This is a genomic window from Pseudomonas sp. DSV-1 (assembly GCF_035830915.1).
Taxonomy (GTDB): domain Bacteria; phylum Pseudomonadota; class Gammaproteobacteria; order Pseudomonadales; family Pseudomonadaceae; genus Aquipseudomonas.
The window spans coordinates 2,803,841-2,820,618 of record NZ_JAYMYG010000001.1 but is presented as its reverse complement, the minus strand read 5'-3'; the positions used below and the strand labels follow the sequence as shown (position 1 = coordinate 2,820,618).

Below are 16,778 nucleotides of genomic sequence, written 5' to 3'. Positions count from 1 at the left end.
GGCATGTGAGCGTTCATTGCACAATGACCACTTCTTCGATATCGCTGCCGCCATTGGATGACGTCACGCGGACTTTGGCTGGCGGGATCGGCGAGATGCCCGTGGTCAGCGTTTTCACCGCTGCGCTGCCACTCAATGCGCCAATGGCAGCACCGGTGCCGGACGTGGCGGTAAGGGCCGGCGGCGAGGTTTCATCGCTGGTCGTGGCCACGAGAGTCAGTTGCCCGGAACTCAGGCTGTATTCGGCACGCTGGATCACCACCAGGTCGGTCAGTGCCATGGGCAGGGTGGTCGGCGTACTGCTGGCAATTGCCAGATGGTTGTCGGCCGTGACTTGCAAGGTGGTTGGCAAGGTCGGATTGACCGGGTTCTGGACATACCAGCTCCCGGTGGTGTCGGCTTCGGTCAGTTTCAGCGCCGGGGTGCTGCTGCTAAGGGAAACAGTGGCCGGAGGCGGAGGTGCCAGGACAAACACGTCCTGCTGGGCGATGGGGGCGCTGGCACCCTGTTTGCGTGAGTAGGTGCTGCGTTGGGTGATCAGCGGTGTTGGCCGTACCACGGTGGACAATTTGCCCGAGACGGCAAACACCGTGCTGCGCAAGTCCAGCCCGCCGGGGCCTTCGATGCGGATGTAGTTGGTGTTGAACGGACTGCCGGTCACGGCTTCGGTGAGGTTCGGGTCGCCGATGAACTGTTCGGCGCCACCGCTCACCGGGTTGGTTTCGGTGTAGGGGCCGTTGACGCTGCGCAGGAACGGCCCGATATCGCCCTTGAGGGCGCCATCGTAGGTTTTGGGGGCCCCGATGCCGATGTCCCGGGTCATATTGATTGCCCGGCGCCCCGGGGTGTCGACGGTGAACACCTCGATACCGTAGGGGTGGGTGATCACGTACGTACCGGCAGTGGGTACATCGACGCGAATCCGCACGCGGGCAAAACTGATCTGGTCACCCTCGATCGGCTCATCGGCGGCGAAGGCCGCTTCGATCGCCGAGCCGTAGGCCAGGTTGATCCCCCTGGCGGCATCGACGATGGTGCCGTCAGCAGTGAACCAGAACGCTTCGTCAGGGAAGTTGGTGGGAAACACCACGGGCTGTGCATCATCGAATACGCCGGGGGTTGGCAGCAGGTTGCACATGTAGGTCGGTGCACCCGGTGTGCCGGGCACCCGGGAACTCACCGCTTTGGACAGGCACAAGTCGAGGGTACGGCCGTGGCTGTCCTGGTACCAGGCGGCAAAGCCGCCGTTGGCAGGTGTGTAAGGCCCGGTGTCGACTGCAAACAGCGCTGCCTGGGAAATGCTTTGGGCCAGGGCGCTGACGGCCAGAACGGCCGCCGTTTTGGACAGTAAAGGGTGCATGTGTATTCCCTCTAATGGAAACCTGCCCCTCGGAGGTGGGCCAGTTAGGAGGGTTTTGGCAAATTCCATACCAACAGCCCGTAATGTCCCTGAAAGCCCCGGCTACAAGCGCCTCGCGCCGTTGAACAGCGGATCAGCCAGGTTTTCAGGGCGGGCATCTGTCCCCACACCTGGGGTCAGTTGGGGGGCAGCGGGGGGATGGCGGTGAGTCACACCCAGAGTCGGGCAAACGCCCATAAGTGGGCTATAACCCTAGAGGGGACAATGTTGGAAGCAACGTCTATGAGTGTGCTGACTAAAACACTTCGGGTCGTCCAGGCCAATGAGCGCAAGGGCTCACGCAAGCCAGCGTTCAACATGCTGCGCTGGTACTCGCTGATCAGCCTCGCAGTGATCGGCACAGTCGCGGCAGTACTGGGCGCCGTTTCGACCCAGTTCGTGATTGCCGAGAGCGTCCACCGCGATGGGTTGCTGACCTCCCAGTTTATCCAGGCGATTGCCTCGGCCGAGGTTCGCCATGTATCCATCCCCAATGTCAGGACCATGGGTGAGTTGCTCGATCCGCGCCAGGACAAGGACTTCCCCGACGTCGACCCCAAGGCACGCGCCAGCGCCCGAGGTGAGTTCCTGGATCATATCGAGCACTTGCCGGACGTGATCCTTGCCAACATCTATGCCCCTGACCGCACCGTCATCTGGTCCACCAACCCGGAGCTGATCGGCACCACGATCCACGCCGACGAAGACCTGGACCTGGCCTTCAACTCCAAGACGCCCGTGTCGGCCAGGTATCACAATGTCGATGAAGCCCGTATGGAACAGAAGTTCTTAGTCCCGCCGAAATACGTCTTTATCGAAAACTACATTCCGTTGTTCGATGCCGATGGCGACAAGGTCACGGCGATGGTAGAGATCTACAAGGAGCCCAGCGACCTGATCGACCGCATGGTCCGGGGATTGCTGCTGATCTGGCTGGCCACTGCCGTGGGCGGAGGGCTGATTTATCTGGGCCTGTACTGGATCGTACGCCGGGCCGCCATGCTGCTTGAGGCACAGCAGAAACAGCTGGTGACCAACGAAACGTTTGTCGCCCTGGGGGAAATGTCCTCGGCGGTTGCCCACAGTCTGCGCAATCCGTTGGCGACCATACGTTCCAGCGCCGAGCTGGCGCTGGAGTTCGACGGTGGCGCCGCCCACAAGAACATAAACGACATCGTGCTGCAGGTTGACCGGATGTCCAAATGGGTTCGCGAATTGCTGCAGTCCCTGCGCCCGCTCAGCGGTGAACCCGAACCGGTGAATCTGGTGGCGGCGTTGTATGAAAGCCTGGTGGCTTTCGAGCAGCAGATAGCCAAGGCCTCGATCCGGGTTGAATTCGAGCCGCACTCCACACCGCTGGTGGTTAGCCAGCAGCTGCAGTTGAACCAGATTCTCAACAGTGTGTTGTCTAACGCTCTGGACGCGATGGACAAGGGTGGAACCTTGACCATTTTGCTGGTTTCAAACGATGCCGGCAGCGTGAGCGTGGTGTTGAGTGACAACGGCAGAGGCATGAACGAGGAGCAGCGCAGTATGGCGTTCCGTCCGTTTTTCACTACCAAGCAAGGCGGGCTTGGGGTGGGGCTGGTGCTGGTCAAGCGGACCATGGAGCGTTACGGCGGCTCGGCAAGCCTGCAAAGCTCAAAGGGCGAGGGGACGTGTGTGCACCTCACTTTCAAGTTAATACCCCAGTAAACGGGTGTGAATTTTCCCCATTAGCGGGTGCATCCCCGGATGGATGCACTCGATGCTTTAAATGATATGTGTGCAAGCAATTGTTTTTAATGATTTTATTTTATTTGTAAGTAATTGTTTAAAATTGGCCGACTCCTTGCACCGTCCCCATTACCCCCTTTATGACTTCGAGGCGGCTGGTGATGGACATAAAATCGCGATTCCCTTCCAAGTGGCTCGGTGTGCTTGCTCCGCTGAGCGTTCTACTGACCATGATCATGGGCATCACGCCTCTGCATGCCAGCCCCATTGACGACGAGCGACAGCCCGAACCGTCAGACCCATCCGCTTTTGTAGATGAACCGGCGGATGAGCAGGCAGCGTTGAACGCCATCCTGACCATGCCGGAAGCCAACCAGGACTCCTTCGACCTGCCCAATGGGGTCAAGGGCACCCGCGCAACCGAGCGTCAGGAGAACGCCTTGCCGCCCGCGCAGCAGACCAGCTTCAATTACCCCACCAACGGCAAACCCAGCCCGTTGTTCGGGGCCCAGCCGTTTACCCAGCAGTTGGTACTGTTCGAAGAGTTCGGTCCGGAAAAACTGGACCCCACGACACCGGCAGCGCCCCTGGGATTTCCGCCCGCGGCGATTGGCCCGCTGCCGCAACAGGATCCCGCCAGCGTGGCACGCAGTGCACCACCCGGTGCGGCCCTCGACGCCTTCCTGCGCCAACCGGGGCTGACCCCGTTTCCAAGCCAGTTTTCCAATGTCGTGGATCGCAATCCGTGGCAGGCGCAGATCGAGTTCTTTCTCAACCGGCGCATAGGTTCGTCTGCAGAAGGGCGTCCGCCAGGAAAGGGCTGGTCCCATCAGCGCTGGAACGAGTTTTACCCGCAACTGGCCTACAAGACAGTGCAGACCGGGGCGCGTGTCAACGGCGGCCTGCGGGACAGTCGGCAGATGCACGGCTATGCGCTGGGCGAGTTCGGCCCCGGCGGCCTGTACCACAACGTGGCGGGCGTACCGGCCACCGATGGCACAGCCAAAGGCGTTGATGCACGCTTTCACCCGAGCATGCCGGTGCAGAACCACAACTCGGTGTGGACCTTCGACGGCACCTTGCCACCGAAGCTGTTGATGGTGCGCTACGGTCAGCCGGTGCTGATGCGGCACTACAACGGCTTGCCGATCGACCCGTCGGCCAACATGGGCTTTGGCCTGCATACCATCAGCACCCACGAACACAACGGGCACGCGCCAGCGGAAAGCGACGGCTATGCCAACGCGTTCTTCTTCCCCGGTCAATATTACGACTATCGCTGGCCGATCCAGCTGGCCGGCTACGACAGCATCAACACCGATGCCCATGATCCGCGGGCCGCGTTCCCGTGTTCGCCCGGTGAAACCCTGTGGACCAACGATATCAAGCCCAGTCTCAAGACCTGCGAAAATGGCACGATCAAGATCCGTGGCGACTGGCGCGAGACCATGAGCACCCATTGGTTCCACGACCACATGCTCGATTTCACCGCGCAGAATGTCTACAAGGGCAACGCGGCCATGATGAACTACTACAGCGCCCTGGACCGTGGCAACGAAGCGGTGAACGACGGCGTCAACCTGCGTTTGCCCAGTGGCAGCGCGCTGGCGTGGGGCAACCGTGACTACGACGTCAACCTGGTACTCGCCGACAAGGCCTGGGACGCCAATGGTCAGCTGTGGTTCAACCCGTTCAACACCGATGGTTTCATCGGCGACCAGATGCTGGTGAACTGGCAGTGGAAGCCGACGCTCGACGTGCGTGCCCGCAGCTACCGCTTCCGGATCCTCAATGGTTCGGTGTCGCGCTACTTCAAACTGGCCATGGTGCGTGAAATCAAAGGCACCAGCGGCGAGTTCCAGGGGCCAAAAGGCTCTGGTGTCTCTTATGCCCGCGTGCCGTTTCACATGATCGCCAACGACGGCAACATCATGGAGCACAGCGTTCCTTTTGACGGCTCAATGGATCTGGATGCGGACGGCGACAAGCAAAATCACAACGCAATCCTGCCGACCCAGGGCATTGCCGAACGCTTTGACATCATCGTCAATTTTTCAAAAAACGGTATCAAGCCAGGGGACAAGCTGTTCCTGGTCAATCTGCTGGTGCATGACGATGGCAAGGGCCCCAAAGAACCTGTAGCACTGGGCGATGTGCTCTCCGAAAAATACCTGGCGGTGATCAAGCAGTCGAGCAAAGGCCCGCAGTGGGACAAGGGGGATCCGGCGGTGGGCAAGGTGTTGCAGTTCAACGTCAAGGCTTACACCGGCCAGGATTTGGCCATGGACCCCGCCGCCTATGAACCGGCGAAGCCGGGCAAGGCAGAAGGCCTGGTCATGATCCCGCTCAAGCTGCACCGCGACAATGCGGCAGACAAGGCCCTGCTGGCCAAGGCCCGCCACCGGACGTTCATCTTCGGCCGCTCTGACGGCACCGACGAAGCGCCCTGGACGGTCAAAACCGATGGCGGCTTCGGCTACCACATGGACCCACGGCGGCTCAATGCAGCCACCCAGTTGGCCAGTGGCCCCACCGATGCAGGCACTACCGGGTTCGGCACGCTTGAGGTGTGGAACATCAAGGCTGGCGGCAAGGGCTGGAGCCATCCGGTGCATGTGCACTTCGAGGAGGGGATCATTCTCAGCCGGGGCGGCAAGGCGCCACCTGAATGGGAAAAATGGGCCCGCAAGGACGTGTACCGCATCGGCTCGGAAAAGGACGGCCTGGACAGCGTCGAGATGGCGATCAACTTCCGCGAATTTGCCGGCACCTACATGGAGCATTGCCACAACACCCAGCATGAGGACAACTCCATGCTGCTGCGCTGGGACATCGAGAAACCGGGGCAATTCCAGTTGATGCCAACGCCGTTGCCGAGCTGGGACGGGGTGCGCTATGTGAACTCGGCGGCATTGCCTACTTTCCGCAAAGGCGATGGCGTGGGCCCTCAAGTGCAGGTGACCAAATGAGCCTTGGAGGAGCCGACGCAGCCCTCTGCCGCGCACTGCGCATGCACCTGGTGTTGCTGGTCACCTGCCTGCTGGGGACCCAGGTGTGTGTGGGCCACGAAGCCGAGCCGGCAGCGGTCAGCGAACAGGTAACGCCCTGGGGCGAAGACTACTTCCCCAACACCCTGCTGACCGACCAGGACGGTCGGCAGGTGCGTTTTTTTGATGACATGATCAAGGGCAAGGTGGTGGTGATCAATTTTATCTTCACCTCGTGCAGTGACTCCTGTCCGCTTGAAACGGCGCGCCTGCGCCAGGTGCAAAAATTGCTGGGTGATCGGGTAGGCCAGGATATTTTCTTCTACTCCATCAGTATCGATCCATTGAGCGATACCCCCCAGGTGCTCAAGGCATACGCGCAACGCTTCAAGGTAGGGCCAGGCTGGCAGTTTCTCACCGGCGAGTTCGACGCGGTCACCGAACTGCGGCACAAGCTCGGGTTGTTCATTGACGGTGTGGACAATGGCCGGACCAAGGATCACAACCTCAGCCTGATCGTGGGCAATCAGCAAACCGGTCGCTGGATGAAGGCTTCGCCCTTTGAAAATCCGTGGATTCTGGCCGATCAGTTGGCCAATACCCTGCAAAACTGGAAGCAGCCCAGCTCCGAAGAAAGCTATGTCGATGCCCCTGAAATTCGTCCCCCAAGCAACGGTGAAGAGCTGTTTCGTACACGTTGTGCCTCGTGCCACAGCCTGGGCATGCAGGACGGGCAAGGTATCGGCATGCGCAGTATCGGGCCTGACCTGATCGGTGTGACACGACAGCGCGACCCGGTCTGGCTGAGTCGCTGGATTCGCGAGCCGGACCGCATGCTGGCGCAGAAGGACCCCGTGGCGCTGGAACTGTTCGAGCGTTACGGCAAGATCCCGATGCCCAACCTGCGGCTGGATGAAAGCGCGGCACAGGCCATTATTGGCTTCCTGCAGGAAGAGACGGATCGACAGCAGTCTCTGGCTGCACAAGCGCCGTAGAGGCAAAATAGCATCATTGTATCGCCCGTCTTGAAAATGGGCGCCTACACTGACTCTGAACTCGAATGCAAAGGCTCAGAACAGCAACCGGGGAACACCCATGCAGTTACCCGAAAAAATAGAAGCCGATCCCAATGAGCAACTGTTAAAACGTGGGCAGTTCAACCTCCTGCGCTGGTTTTCGCTGGGCAGCTTTCTGATCATCGCCGCCGTCGCACTGGGGCTGGGACATATCTCCACGCGTTTTTTGGTCGAAGAGAGTATTGAACGGGACTCGATCCTGACCGCGCAATTTATCCAGGCCATTGGCGCGGCAGAAATCCGCCATGCCTCGATTACGCCTGGCCGTACCATGGGTGAAATGCTCGACCCGCGCCAGGACAACGCCTATCCGGATGTTCCGCCCGAGACGCGGGCCACTGCGCGCATCGAGTTTCTTGACCATGTGGAGCACTTGCCGGATCTGCTTTTGGCCACGGTTTATGCCCTTGATCGTACGGTGGTGTGGTCAACCAACCCTGAACTGGTGGGCGTGCGTATCGAAAATGACGATGAGCTGGATCAGTCCTTCGAAATGAAGGAAGCGGTATCCACCAGCTATCACCAGATTGACGATGAGCGTCCTGAACAACGGCTGCTGCACGAACCCGATTACCTGTTCGTCGAGAACTACATCCCGATGTTCAACGCCGACAAAAGTCACGTTATCGCCATGGTTGAGATCTATAAGGAACCTACGGATCTGGTCGCGCGCATTCAGCGCGGTTTCAAAAGCATCTGGCTGGCGACGATTCTGGGCGGGCTGGTGATCTACCTGGCGCTGTTCTGGATTGTGCGCCGCGCCGCCCGGTTGCTCGAAAGCCAGCAAAAGCAGCTGATCGCCAACGAAACGTTTGTCGCCCTGGGGGCCATGTCTTCGGCCGTGGCCCACAGCCTTCGCAACCCGCTGGCAAACATCCGCTCAAGCGCCGAACTGTCCCAGGGCCTTGCCAGCCAGAGCGCACAGAAAAACATCGGGGATATCATCAATCAGGTCGACCGCATGTCGCGCTGGGTCCGTGAGCTGCTGGTGTCTTTGCGCCCGGCCACGGAAGAGTCCGAGGCTGTGGATCTGGTGCTGGCGCTCGAAGACACCTTGAGCGCTTTCGAACCCCTGATCCGCAGTTCGAATGTCGAAGTGCGGTTCAACGCTCCGGCGTTCGAGCCGGTAGTCAGTCAACAAGTGCTGCTCACGCAAATCCTCAACAGCCTGTTTGCCAATGCTCTGGAGGCCATGCCCAAGGGCGGCGTGCTGACGATCGACATCGAATCCTCGCAGCCGGGGCAATTGAGCATGACCTTGAGCGATACGGGTAAAGGCATGAGCCCGCAGCAGCAACAGATGGTTTTCAAACCGTTTTTTACCACCAAGCAAGGCGGCCTGGGTGTCGGCCTGGCGTTGGTTAAAAGAATCATGGAGCGCTTTGAAGGTTCGGTCGAACTGACCAGCCGAGAGCAGGAAGGAACCCGCGTGCGACTCAACTTTAAAGTGGCAACGGGAGAAGAATATGGAACACAGCATTCTGCTGGTCGAGGATGACGAGCTTTTAGCCGAGAATATTCAGACTTATCTGGAGCGTAAAAACTTCGAAGTGACGATCTGCCATTCGGCTGAAGAGGCGCTGGAAAAAATGACGGCCTTCACCCCGGACGTGGTGTTGACCGACAACTCGCTGCCGGGCATGAGTGGTCATGACCTGATCCAGAAGCTGCGCGACAGCGCGCCGGATGTGAAAGTGATCATGATGACCGGTTACGGCAACGTCGAGGATGCGGTCATTGCGATGAAGGAGGGCGCCTTCCATTACGTCACCAAACCGGTTGCCCTGGCCGAGCTCAAGCTGTTGTTGGACAAGGCCATGGCGACGGACCGCATGGAGCGCACTCTGTCGTTTTACCAGGACCGCGAGGCGCAAAAATCCGGGGTCCAGGCGTTGATCGGCGAGTCGGCGCCCATGCAGTATCTCAAGGGCACCATTACCCAGTTACTCGACGCCGAGCGCCGCATGGCCAACACCGACCTGCCGCCGGTACTGGTGGAAGGTGAGACGGGCACAGGCAAGGAGTTGGTGGCGCGGGCGCTGCATTTCGACGGGCCGCGCAGCAAAGGCCCGTTCATTGAATTCAACTGTGCGTCGATTCCGTCCAACCTGGTGGAGTCCGAGCTGTTTGGTCATGAGAAAGGTGCCTTTACCGATGCAAAGGACCGTCGAGTGGGGCTGGTAGAAGCGGCCGATGGCGGTACGCTTTTTCTCGACGAAGTAGGCGAAATGGACCTGCTGCTGCAAGCCAAGCTGCTCAAGTTGCTGGAAGACCGGACCATCCGCCGTGTGGGCTCGGTCAAGGAGCGCAAGGTCGACCTGCGGGTGATCAGCGCCACCAATTGCAACCTGGAACAGATGGTCCAACAGGGTAAATTCCGTCGCGACCTGTTCTTTCGGCTGCGCATCATTTCCATCAAGGTGCCGCGACTGTACAGCCGAGGTCAGGACATTCTGTTGCTGGCGCGGCACTTCCTCGCCAGTCACGGCAAGCGCTACGGCAAGCCGCTGCTGCATTTCAGCCACCAGGCCGAAGAACTGCTGCTCAGTTACAGCTGGCCGGGCAATGTGCGTGAACTGCGCAACATGCTTGAGCAAACGGTGTTGCTGGCCCAGAGCGACACCATTGCTGCGAATCAACTGAACGTGTGCCTGAGCCTGGTGGATGAGCCGCCGATGCAACACGAGGTGCAGCATCAGGAACCACGCCCGGTGTACAACGGTATGGAGTCGATGAACCTGCCCGAAGTAGAGCGGGACATGGTGCGCAAGATGCTGGACAAGACCGACTGGAACGTCACCAAGTCGGCCCGTCTGCTGGGGCTGAGCCGGGACATGTTGCGCTACCGGATAGAAAAGCTTGGCCTGGAACGCCCGGACAAACGCCAGTGGTGAGTGCAAAGCCGGGCAATACTATCTGTGGCAGCTGACTTGCCTGCGATGCGGGTGCTGCGGTCTGCCAGGCACATCGCGGTGATGCCATAGCGAGCAAGCCCGCTCCCACAGAGGCGCTGTTTGTTTGGGTGATCGCTGAGTCGAGGCCGGGTCACTTCAGGCATTGCGCGCCGGCCCTGGCCACTTGCGCATCATGTTCGGCCTTGACCCCGGACACACCGACGGCACCTATCACGTGTCCATCGACGATGATCGGCACGCCACCTTCCAGGGAGGTCAGCAGAGGTGCTGACAGGAAGGCGTGGCGTCCGCCGTTGACCATTTCCTCATACCCCTTTGACTCGCGCCGACCCAGCGCCGAGGTTCGGGCTTTTTCGGTGGCAATGTAGGCGCTTATGGGCGCACAGCCGTCGAGGCGCTCAAGGGCCAGCGGATGACCGCCGTCGTCGACAATGGCGATGGTGACGGCCCAATTGTTGTTCTGAGCTTCGCTACGGGCCACGGCAAGGATTTTGCTGACTTCTTTTTGGCTCAGTACGGCTTTGGTTTGCATGGAGGCTCTCCTGGTTGGGGCAGTGCGGCTTCGAGCAGTTCGATCCAGTGACGGACCGGGGTTCTGCCTGCACTGTCGAGATGGGACTGACAACCGATATTGGCCGTCACAATAATGTCGGGGTGTCCGCTTTCCAGGGCATTGAGTTTGTTGTCGCGCAGTTGCCGGGACAGTTCAGGCTGGGTCAGCGAATAAGTGCCCGCCGAGCCGCAGCACAGGTGGCTGTCGGGAACCGCCGTCAGGTTGAATCCAAGGCCGGTCAGAAGGGTTTCCACCGCGCCGGTCAGCTTCTGCGCGTGCTGCAAGGTGCAAGGGCAGTGGAACGCCAGACGTTGATCGCTGTGTATGCCGAGCTGTTCCAGCGGCTCGCCGCGCAGTACTTCAACCAGGTCCCTGGCCAGCGCGCTGACCCTGGCCGCCTTGCGGGCATAAACCGGATCGCGGCTGAGCAGGTGGCCATAGTCCTTGATAAAAGCGCCACAACCGCTGGCGGTTTGCACAATGGCCTCGGCACCGTCTTCAATGCCGGGCCACCATGCATCGATGTTGCGGCGAGCGCGATCCAGCCCCGCCGACTGGGCGTCCAGATGATAGTCCACGGCTCCGCAGCAACCGGCTTCCCGGGCGGGCATGACACTGATCCCCAGCCTGTCCAGGACCCTGGCGGCGGCAGCGTTGGTGTTGGGTGACAGGCTGGGTTGCACGCAGCCTTCGAGCATCAGCACGTGTCGGGCATGGCGACTGGTCGGTCGGGGTTTTGCAGCGGGCACATGGCGGGGCACCTTAGCTTGCAGGGGGGCAGGTAGCCAGGGGCGCAGGACCTGACCGCTGCTGACCAGCTTTCTGAACAGGTCCGTACTCGGGACAACACTGCGCAGGCCTTCACGCAACAAGCGCTGGCCAAGCGGCCGTGGCACTTGAGCGTCGACCACGGCCCGGCCGATATCCAGCAGGTTGTGGTAATCGACGCCGGAAGGGCAGGTGGTTTCACAATTGCGGCACGACAGGCAGCGGTCCAGATGCTGCTGGGTCTTTTCGGTCGCCTGGTGGCCTTCGAGCACTTGCTTGATCAGGTAAATACGTCCCCTCGGCCCGTCCAGTTCATCGCCGAGCAACTGGTAGGTCGGGCAGGTGGCGTTACAGAAACCACAGTGCACACAACTGCGCAGGATGCTTTCGGCCTCCAGGGCACGGGGCAGCTGGCGGGCTTTTTCGCTCAGGGTGGTCTGCATGGTTCAACACTCCGCGTACAGGCGACCGGGGTTGAAGATGCCCCGTGGATCGAGTTGTTGTTTCAGCGTGCGGTGGTAGCGCATCAGTACAGCGGGCAGGGGCTGGAACGGGCTGTCGACAAGGCCGTGCCGGTAGCAGGTCGCATGCCCGCCGACTGCTGTCACTGCATGGCGAATGAGCGTTGGATCGGCATCGGACTTGAGCCAGCGTTGTGCGCCGCCCCAATCGATCAGTTGACTGCCGGGCAGGACCAGATTCGGGGTGTTGTTGGGCAAGGACAGTCGCCAGAGGGGCTGGGTTTCATCGAAGAAACTCAGTTGGTGTTCGTTGAGATCGGTCCAGTACGAAGCGTCCAGCCATTCGCCCCCCAGCCGTTCATGGGCCGCCGCCACCGAGCCTTCCCCCCCTTCAAGCCTCACGTGCAGGCGCTGGCCGTCATGGCATGCCGCACTGATCGGCAGCGGTTGCTGGCCCCACTGCGCCAGGCGCAGCAGGGCGCCAGCAGCATCCAGTTCCAGGCTGATACTCAGGCATTGTCGCGGTTTGGGCAGTACCTTGAGCGACACTTCGGTCACAACCCCCAGGGTACCGTAGCTGCCAGCCATCAAGCGCGACAGGTCGTAGCCGGCGACGTTTTTCATCACTTCGCCACCAAAGCGCAAGTGTTTACCGTGCCCGGTGATGACCCGTGTACCGAGTACGTAGTCCCTGACCGAACCCGACCAGGGCCTGCGTGGGCCCGATAACCCGCTGGCAATCATGCCGCCTACCGTGGCGTCACCGAAGGCGGGGGGCTCGCAGGGCAGCATTTGTCGGGATTGATCCAGAACGTGGGCCAGCTCCGACAGTGGGGTGCCACAGCGGGCCGTGATCACCAGCTCGGTCGGGTCATAGCTGACGATGCCCCGGTGGGATCTTGTGTCGAGCACTTCGCCCGCTACCGGGCGACCCAGGAACATCTTGCTGTTGGAGCCCTGAATACGGAGCGGGGTCGCGTATTGGAGAGCCTGCTCGACCTGTTCCAGCAGGCGGTAACTGTCATCCCTGTCGTGTTCACTGCGCATCAGAAACGCTCCAGTTCAGGGAAAGGCAACTGCCCCATATGAACATGCATGGCGCCAAACTCGGCGCAGCGATGCAGGGTCGGAATATTTTTTCCGGGGTTGAGCAGGCCACCGGGATCGAAGGCAGCCTTGACCGCGTGGAACAGGGTCAGCTCATCACTGTTGAACTGCGCGCACATCTGATTGATTTTTTCGCGACCCACACCGTGCTCGCCGGTAATGCTGCCGCCGACCTTCACGCACAATTCAAGGATCTTGCCACCCAGGGCTTCGGCGCGATCGAGCTCCCCCGGCTGATTGGCATCGAACAAAATCAACGGGTGCATATTGCCGTCACCGGCGTGAAACACGTTGGCTACCCGCAGGTCGTACTCGACCGACAACGCGGCAATGGCTTGCAGCACGCCCGGCAGCTCACGGCGCGGGATGGTGCCGTCCATGCAGTAGTAATCGGGTGAGAGGCGACCCACGGCCGGGAAGGCGTTTTTGCGCCCGGCCCAGAAACGCACCCGTTCAGCTTCGTCTTTTGCCTGGCGCACTTCGGTGGCACCGGCCTGCTCCAGCACATGGCGCACGCGGTTGCAGTCGTCATGTACATCGGCTTCAACGCCATCGAGTTCGCACAGCAAAATGGCTTCGGCGTCGACGGGGTAGCCTGCCTGGATGAAGTCTTCGGCGGCGCGGATGGCCAGGTTGTCCATCATCTCCAGGCCACCGGGGATGATGCCTGCGCCAATGATGTCGCCCACGGCCCGACCCGCTTTCTCCACCGAGTCGAATGCTGCCAGCAGTACTTTGGCGGTCTGGGGCCTGGGCAGCAGTTTGACCGTGACCTCGGTGATGACGCCGAGCATGCCTTCGGAGCCGGTAAACAGCGCCAGCAGGTCGAAGCCTGGGGAGTCGAGCGCGTCCGAACCCAGGGTCAGGGGGTCACCTTCTACGGTAAGAATGTCGACTTTGAGCAGGTTGTGTACGGTCAAACCGTACTTGAGACAATGCACGCCACCGGCGTTTTCCGCGACGTTGCCGCCGATTGAACAGGCGATTTGCGAGGAGGGATCGGGGGCGTAATACAGGCCAAACGGTGCTGCCGCCTGGGAAATCGCCAGGTTGCGTACACCCGGCTGCACCCGTGCAGTGCGGGCCGCAGCGTCGATGTGCAGGATCTTGTTGAAACGGGCCATCACCAGCAGCACGCCTTTTTCCAGCGGCAGTGCGCCCCCGGACAAACCGGTGCCGGCCCCGCGTGCGACGACCGGGACACGTAACTCATGGCAGATCTGCAACACGCCCTGCACCTCATCGAGGTGACGAGGCAGCACCACCAGCAGGGGCGTGGTGCGGTAGGCGGACAGTCCGTCGCACTCGTAAGGCTTGAGTTCTTCACGCTGATGCAGGACTTCAAGGTCCGGCAAACGTGCCTGCAAGGTGTGCAGCAGCAGGGCTAAATCGACGTCGGGCAGGATGCCATCGACGCGTTCATCGTAAAGGATGTTCATGGCGGCTCACGACACTCGATTGTTTTTATTAGAGGTCTGTATCCGGATGCAGCGGTCCATCATTGGACTCGGGCGCGCTCCTGTCCATGTATTGTTTGGCGGGTGGAAACGATTTTGTAAAGGTTGCGATGGCGCAAGCAAGCCCGTCGCAGGGCAACGTGCAGGTCTGTGGGGTGAGGGTAGTGGCTGCCCGGTCAGCGCCGGATGCGGTTTTTTTGCCAGCTCAGATCGCTGTGAAACGTTCCCGTATCACCGCGCATCACGTAGAGGGAGGCCCTGTAGGCCGATGATAATCGGGAACATTGCAGACCGCGAATCTTGCTGTATGCCCATATCCAGCCGTGGGTTGTCCTGGTGCTCATCCTTCATCCTGCTTGTTCATCACCTGACCCCTGAAATCTGCATAATCAATGACTTGAGCCTGTTTGGACCGGCTCTGGCCCAGTAGTTCCCCAGCTCATTTCAGGCGGTAGATCCAGGGAGGGGCTGTCGGGTGGTGTGAAGGCAGAGCAAGGCGGGATGCTCTGGCCACTTTACCGCCTGTTGGCGGCAAGTGGGCCGGAGCATCTCTGGAGCAGGCAGTGACGCCTAAAGCAGTTGGTCAATCAGGACCGCATTGGTGTAGATCAGGCTACCGTCGCTCGATTGATGCCCGACCAAATGGAACTGACCACGGTCAAGGTGCAAATAGACGCGCATCTGGCAGTCCGACAACGGGCCATAGCCTTGAGGCAGGGTCAGATCCAGTGTGCTCATGTCGACGTCGACCATGACTTCAGGCTCCTGGGTTTTCTGCAGGCGTTCCTCTGCTTGTTCCATGCGTCGATGGAGGGGACCGTCGACGTAGAAATGGATCTCGCCGACGGGGATGGGACTTTCGCCGGGACTGTTTTTGCACCAGCCTTCAATCGTCAGGGCACTCATGACAACACCTCCACTGTGGATGGCTGACTCTTGGCAGCGCTTGGCGCGCTGCTTGCCATAACGTGTCTGACCTTCACGCTCAGGCCGGGTTCTTCTTTTATGACCAGCGGTGAAAGCTGATACCTGTACGAGCGGGTCGTGACCCACTTCAATGCAGGGCGAGGCGGGTGTCAGGTCGCAGGGCAGGCAGGCACAGCACAAATGTCAGGAATGCCAGGGACAACCAAGCCACGGGCAGGCCTCCTGGCATCTTGTAGCGGGATTGCGCATGCAGGTCGGGCCGTGTTTTGCGATAAGCAATATAGGACGCCAGGATGGTCGACCAGGTAAAGATCACCAGGATGGCCGACACCGTCGACACGATTGTAAAGTCGGTCATGACTTCAGGGATGATGAACAGCAGCAGTACGCCCACCAGCATCAGGAATGTAGTGAAGGCCAGGCTGGTGAGAGGAACACTGTTTTTCGAGAGCCGCTTGAAGATGCGGGGCGCATTACCCAGGTCGGCCAGGCCGATTCTTGATGTTATTCGGGGAAGGTACCAGGTGGATTTCTTCACCGAGGGCATACTTGCGGGCCTGGTCATGTAAATAACGAAGCGAAGAAAAATCTTCAAGGGCAAAGCCTGCAGAGTCGAACACTGTAACTTGGGTATCGCTTTCGCGTCCTGGTCCGTTGTCCCGAACAATGCGGAAATATTCGATGACCGGATAATCAGGTGCCAGTTGCTGAATTTCACAGCCGTGTGGCTATCGCGGGGCAGGCCACGAAGTAACACCGGGCAGTTACCGGCGGAGACGGATTTTCTGATAAGTGCGGTTGTTATAAAAAGTGCCTGTGTCGCCTCGAAGTGCATACAGCGTTGCTCTGTAGGCAGAGGACAGCGGCGGGCACAACAGGCTGCGCATCTTGCGATATGCCCACATCCAGCCATGTCCGGGTACGTTGGTCATATAGCTGCCTCAATGGGATGGGATTCGCCTGATACATAATGCGTCAGGTGGCAGGAATGAGGGGTGTTTGCAGAGTCCATAAGCCCGTCCATGGTTGTAGTTGCATTGGCGTTGTTTTTTAGGCGGGTAAAACAGTGTTCATTACGGGGTGGTCTACTAATAAGGATGTTAATTAATGTCTTGTTTTGTTCGGCGCCAGGAAGCGTGGCGTGCTCTTCGAGTTAATGGTTTTCAGAAAGGTCGGTGTGCAGTGCCGGACAAGAAGCCGGGTTGATGATAATACTAAACTTGCTGATCTGTAACCTGTTTGACGGTTATCTATTGTTTTATGTGTTTGAATTGACGGGTTGTTGGCGCCATTCAAATGCCTTATTGATGTCCCGTGGCCGGATTTTGTTTTATATGGCTTTTCTTTTGTTTTATTTTTTTATAGATTAGCCGTTATGGCACCATGTTTTGTGTGGACTCCTGGCCGGTTAA

Annotated in this window: 11 protein-coding genes and 2 pseudogenes; 5 read left to right on the top strand and 8 right to left on the bottom strand. The window is 59.6% G+C overall.

What is annotated here, in order from left to right:
* Positions 1–13: 13 nt before the first annotated feature.
* Positions 14–1,360, bottom strand: coding sequence for a hypothetical protein (locus tag VSQ83_RS13175; RefSeq protein ID WP_219261750.1), 1,347 nt, complete (start codon positions 1,358–1,360; stop codon positions 14–16).
* Positions 1,361–1,642: 282 nt separating this feature from the next.
* On the opposite strand from VSQ83_RS13175, the gene VSQ83_RS13170 reads away from it, so the two are divergent.
* From VSQ83_RS13170 to VSQ83_RS13150, 5 genes are all read left to right on the top strand, one after another.
* Positions 1,643–3,094 (top strand): sensor histidine kinase, encoded by a 1,452-nt coding sequence (locus tag VSQ83_RS13170; RefSeq protein ID WP_326426974.1) that lies wholly within the window; start codon positions 1,643–1,645, stop codon positions 3,092–3,094.
* A 182-nt stretch (positions 3,095–3,276) separates the two neighbouring features.
* Complete coding sequence (locus VSQ83_RS13165; RefSeq protein WP_219261752.1) at positions 3,277–6,084, top strand: multicopper oxidase domain-containing protein; 2,808 nt, start codon at positions 3,277–3,279, stop codon at positions 6,082–6,084.
* Positions 6,081–7,097 (top strand): SCO family protein, encoded by a 1,017-nt coding sequence (locus VSQ83_RS13160; RefSeq protein WP_219261753.1) that lies wholly within the window; start codon positions 6,081–6,083, stop codon positions 7,095–7,097. Before VSQ83_RS13165 ends, VSQ83_RS13160 begins: the two co-directional genes overlap by 4 nt.
* A 100-nt stretch (positions 7,098–7,197) precedes the next feature.
* A complete protein-coding gene (locus VSQ83_RS13155) occupies positions 7,198–8,676 on the top strand; it encodes a sensor histidine kinase (RefSeq protein ID WP_219261754.1) in 1,479 nt (492 codons plus the stop codon).
* On the top strand, positions 8,645–10,072 hold the full coding sequence (locus VSQ83_RS13150; protein ID WP_219261755.1) for a sigma-54-dependent transcriptional regulator: 1,428 nt from the start codon (positions 8,645–8,647) through the stop codon (positions 10,070–10,072). The genes VSQ83_RS13155 and VSQ83_RS13150 overlap by 32 nt, the downstream gene beginning before the upstream one ends.
* Positions 10,073–10,223: 151 nt before the next feature.
* Here the strand turns inward: VSQ83_RS13150 and VSQ83_RS13145 are convergent, their stop codons facing one another.
* From VSQ83_RS13145 to VSQ83_RS13115, 7 genes and pseudogenes are all read right to left on the bottom strand, one after another.
* On the bottom strand, positions 10,224–10,625 hold the full coding sequence (locus tag VSQ83_RS13145; protein ID WP_219261756.1) for a heme-binding protein: 402 nt from the start codon (positions 10,623–10,625) through the stop codon (positions 10,224–10,226).
* Positions 10,604–11,857, bottom strand: coding sequence for a glycolate oxidase subunit GlcF (gene glcF / locus VSQ83_RS13140; protein ID WP_326426973.1), 1,254 nt, complete (start codon positions 11,855–11,857; stop codon positions 10,604–10,606). The genes VSQ83_RS13145 and glcF overlap by 22 nt, the downstream gene beginning before the upstream one ends.
* Before the next feature lie 3 nt (positions 11,858–11,860).
* On the bottom strand, positions 11,861–12,922 hold the full coding sequence (gene glcE, locus VSQ83_RS13135; protein WP_326426972.1) for a glycolate oxidase subunit GlcE: 1,062 nt from the start codon (positions 12,920–12,922) through the stop codon (positions 11,861–11,863).
* A complete protein-coding gene (glcD, locus tag VSQ83_RS13130; RefSeq protein WP_326426971.1) occupies positions 12,922–14,421 on the bottom strand; it encodes a glycolate oxidase subunit GlcD in 1,500 nt (499 codons plus the stop codon). The genes glcE and glcD overlap by 1 nt, the downstream gene beginning before the upstream one ends.
* A 588-nt stretch (positions 14,422–15,009) precedes the next feature.
* On the bottom strand, positions 15,010–15,345 hold the full coding sequence (locus VSQ83_RS13125) for a hypothetical protein (RefSeq protein WP_326426970.1): 336 nt from the start codon (positions 15,343–15,345) through the stop codon (positions 15,010–15,012).
* A 154-nt stretch (positions 15,346–15,499) separates the two neighbouring features.
* Positions 15,500–15,859: pseudogene (locus VSQ83_RS13120) on the bottom strand (amino acid permease); the annotation flags it as partial.
* Positions 15,840–16,082, bottom strand: a pseudogene (locus VSQ83_RS13115) (ornithine cyclodeaminase); the annotation flags it as partial. The pseudogenes VSQ83_RS13120 and VSQ83_RS13115, both read right to left, overlap by 20 nt.
* Positions 16,083–16,778 lie beyond the last annotated feature (696 nt).